4 protein-coding genes are annotated in these 3,373 nt (G+C 37.0%); all 4 read right to left on the reverse strand.

Going from position 1 to position 3,373, the window contains the following annotated elements:
- Positions 1-568: thiamine diphosphokinase (locus tag A5N85_RS11615; protein ID WP_072577370.1), on the reverse strand; the 568-nt coding region annotated here is incomplete at its 3' end.
- The gene (gene sstT / locus A5N85_RS11620; protein ID WP_072577371.1) at positions 568-1,806 is read right to left on the reverse strand and encodes a serine/threonine transporter SstT; all 1,239 of its coding nucleotides are present in this window, start codon (positions 1,804-1,806) and stop codon (positions 568-570) included. The genes A5N85_RS11615 and sstT, both read right to left, overlap by 1 nt.
- Positions 1,807-2,940: 1,134 nt before the next feature.
- Entirely contained in the window at positions 2,941-3,069 is a 129-nt protein-coding gene (locus A5N85_RS17805; protein ID WP_084601770.1) for a transposase, read from the reverse strand.
- 24 nt (positions 3,070-3,093) lie between these two features.
- Positions 3,094-3,373: transposase (locus A5N85_RS11630; protein ID WP_211268191.1), on the reverse strand; the 280-nt coding region annotated here is incomplete at its 5' end.

A 3,373-nucleotide genomic window follows, 5' to 3' on the forward strand; every position in this document is an offset into this window, starting at 1 on the left:
TTACAGAGGCTTTTTCTTCTATCATTTCGTTGCGTGCTGCTAAAGCACAGTAAGGTGATAAGACGCTATCATTCAGCGTCCACTTTAATCCTGAATTACTTAACTTTTCTAAAGGTGTTAATGCAAAAATACTCACTTTACTATGAAGCGCTGCTTGCCAAGACAGTTGGATTTGATCTTTTCCAAAAAAAATCAGTGCATTTTTTTGCCAAAGAAAGCAACGCCGTCCAAATTTAGGTAACGTCCAAAGATTGCCAAAGCTATGATCTGCTTCATCACCCGCACTACCCATGATATGCCAATCTCGCTGAGAATAATGCTCGTGTGCATAAGCTAGCGCCAACTCAAAATCCGTATAATCTTTATCGCTAGGATAGGTTTCTCTGGCAATATGCGGATAATCTATGGTGGCACTATCAAAATCGCCCAACCAAAGGTTAGGCGATTGCATAAGGTGCTGTGCGTGCCGAATGCCGCCGTCAACTGCGATAATAGGTTCATCACTAAACGGCAGACGATCTGCTAAAGCAAAATCGCCATTGAGTAAAATCCACAGCCGCTCAGACATTAAGCATTGCCTGCTTTACGACGCTCACCAAAATCTGCCGCTGCCGTATAAAGCACATCGCTAGAAGAATTTAGCGCCGTTTCCGCAGAATCCTGAATCACCCCAATAATCATGCCAACAGCCACGACACGCATCGAAATATCATCTGGAATATTAAATAAAGAACATGCCATTGGAATCAGAAGTAAAGAGCCACCTGGCACACCAGATGCCCCGCAAGCGCCTAAAGAAGCAAGCGCACACAGCAAAATCGCAGAAAAGAAATCCACCTGAATATTAAGCGTATGTGTTGCTGCAAGCGTTAAAATCGTAATGGTAATCGCAGCACCTGCCATATTGATAGTTGCGCCAAGCGGAATAGAAATAGAATAAGTGCTTTCATGTAAACCCAATTTCTTCGCTAAAGCCATATTCACAGGAATATTTGCTGCCGATGAACGAGTAAAAAATGCTGGAATACCACTTTCAATGAGTGTTTGCCAGACTAAAGGATAAGGATTGCGACGGATTTTGAAATACACAATCAGCGGGTTCATCACCAAAGCTACTAACAACATTGTGCCGCATAACACTAAAATTAAACGTCCATACTTAAACAATTCATCAAAACCCGTTTCTGCAATAGTGGAGGTGACTAAGCCAAAAATACCAATCGGAGCTGTTCGGATGACCCAACGAACAATTTGCGTTACCGCATTAGTAATTGCATCAATCCATTCTTTAACACTAGGTTTACTATTTTTTAGCGCAAAACCTAATAATGCTGCCCATACTAAAATCCCAATATAGTTCCCATCACTGAGCGCATGAATTGGGTTATCCGCCACTCTTAAAAATAACGTCCGTAGAACTTCTAAAATTCCTCCCGGTGGCAGAAGAGAAATTTCATCAGCAACTTTTAATGTAATAGTGGTCGGAAATAAAAAGCTTAAACTTACAGCAACCAATGCAGCCGCAAAAGTTCCGAATAAATACAGCCAAATAATTGGCTTAATATAAACTTCCTCACCACTTTGATGCGAAGATACTGCATGAATCACCAAAACAAACACCAAAATAGGTGCGACTGCTTTTAGCGCAGAAACGAAAAATTTTCCTAAAATACCAACACTAAGTGCAACTTTATTCATCTCTGGACTAACAGTCCCTAATAAAGCCAATCCAATCCCAGCAATTAGACCGATAACGATTAGTAGCACTAGTCCACGACTCATATACCAATTAAAAAATTTCTTCATGAACATTCCTACATTAAGCAAAAACTCAGTTTAATCGCTCTATCAAGTTTAAGCAATGGAAAGAGAGAGATAGGCATTTGTAACAGACTAATAATGACAATTTTTTAAAAAATACAATTACATTGCAAGATAGATAGGAAATGTAAATCTTCATCAGTGAGTTCTTCCCACTGTTGTTTGACATAAATGACATCTCAAGATAATTAGAGAACGCAATATGTTCACTTATCATTCTGATTTTATATATAAAATCAGAAAGTTAATTCTGGTAGTCAAATCAGCTAAAAAACAAAACATTCTATAAGCCTTACTATAAGCCTTATCTAGCGCTTCTATGCAGTATAGCTAACTTCCCAAAAAATACATACAGCACTTAGAGATAGAATGCTGTTTTCAAAGTGGATATTGAGTTAACGTTGTATGCATTTATTTTTTGAGAAGTTAGCTATAGTACGGAAAGACGCTCCAATTCTGTAGCGAGTTAAAGACATTTAGCTATAGCGCTTTTTCAGAACAAATAGCTAAAAGATAGCGGGTTATCAACGAAATAATTTTGTAGATGAAGCGAACTAAATCGTCATGTAATGACATAAAAATTCTAGACATAAAAAAAAAAAAAAACCGACTCAAGTGAGTCGGTTAAATAACCACCAAAGGAGGATATAGAGGAGATAACATCGATGATGTTGAGGGGCATTATAAAGAGGTTGTTGCAATGCGTCAACTCCTAAAAACATTTTTTTATTTTAATGAATTTTATTTTTAATTTAAAAAACTCTTTGGAAAACATCTTTATAAAAAAAATAGACTTTAATATATTTATATTGCTGCGTTGCAATAAAAATATAAGATAAAATTTTATCTTAAAAATTTGTATAAAAAGCTAACCCACTGATAAACGGTAATAAAAATTATTCTCAAGAAGAGAGGGCTTTTGTAGGCAAACCATATCTATTTATTTTGAATAAAACATTATGAGCTTTCTTTTTTTACATGAATAAAATTTTCATATCTACAAAACACAGTTTTGTATAGTCAAAGACTATCAAAAGCGTTACATATCCACATAAAATAGAAGAATAAGCGGTCAATGCAATGCGGTCGCCATTCTTTACACTTTTGCTTTATCCATGCTCATGTATGCTCAATGGGATTAAGATCAGGGCTATAAGATGGAAGCCAAAGGATAGTATGCCCAGCCTCCTCTATCAGTATTTTGATATCCTCACGTTTGTGAAAAGCCGCATTGTCCATGACAATCACACTATCAGCAGGGAGTTGAGGAAGTCATATCTGTTCTACCCAGCTGTAAAAGACATCGCTGTTGATGCTATCATCATACAATCCAACAGCAAATATAGTGCAATCATCTAAAACCCAACCCAATCCAAAGCAGATAAAAGAATAAAGTATCAATACAATCCATCCGCCATTCTTTGCTATTTGCTTAATCCAAGCCCACATCTTTTCAATGGGATTTAAGTCTGGACTATAAGGGGGTAACCAAACTATCTCATGCCCATGCTCTTCAATGATTGCTTGAATATCACTGCGTTTATGAAAAGCG

This window comes from Suttonella ornithocola, from assembly GCF_001889065.1.
GTDB lineage: Bacteria > Pseudomonadota > Gammaproteobacteria > Cardiobacteriales > Cardiobacteriaceae > Suttonella_A > Suttonella_A ornithocola.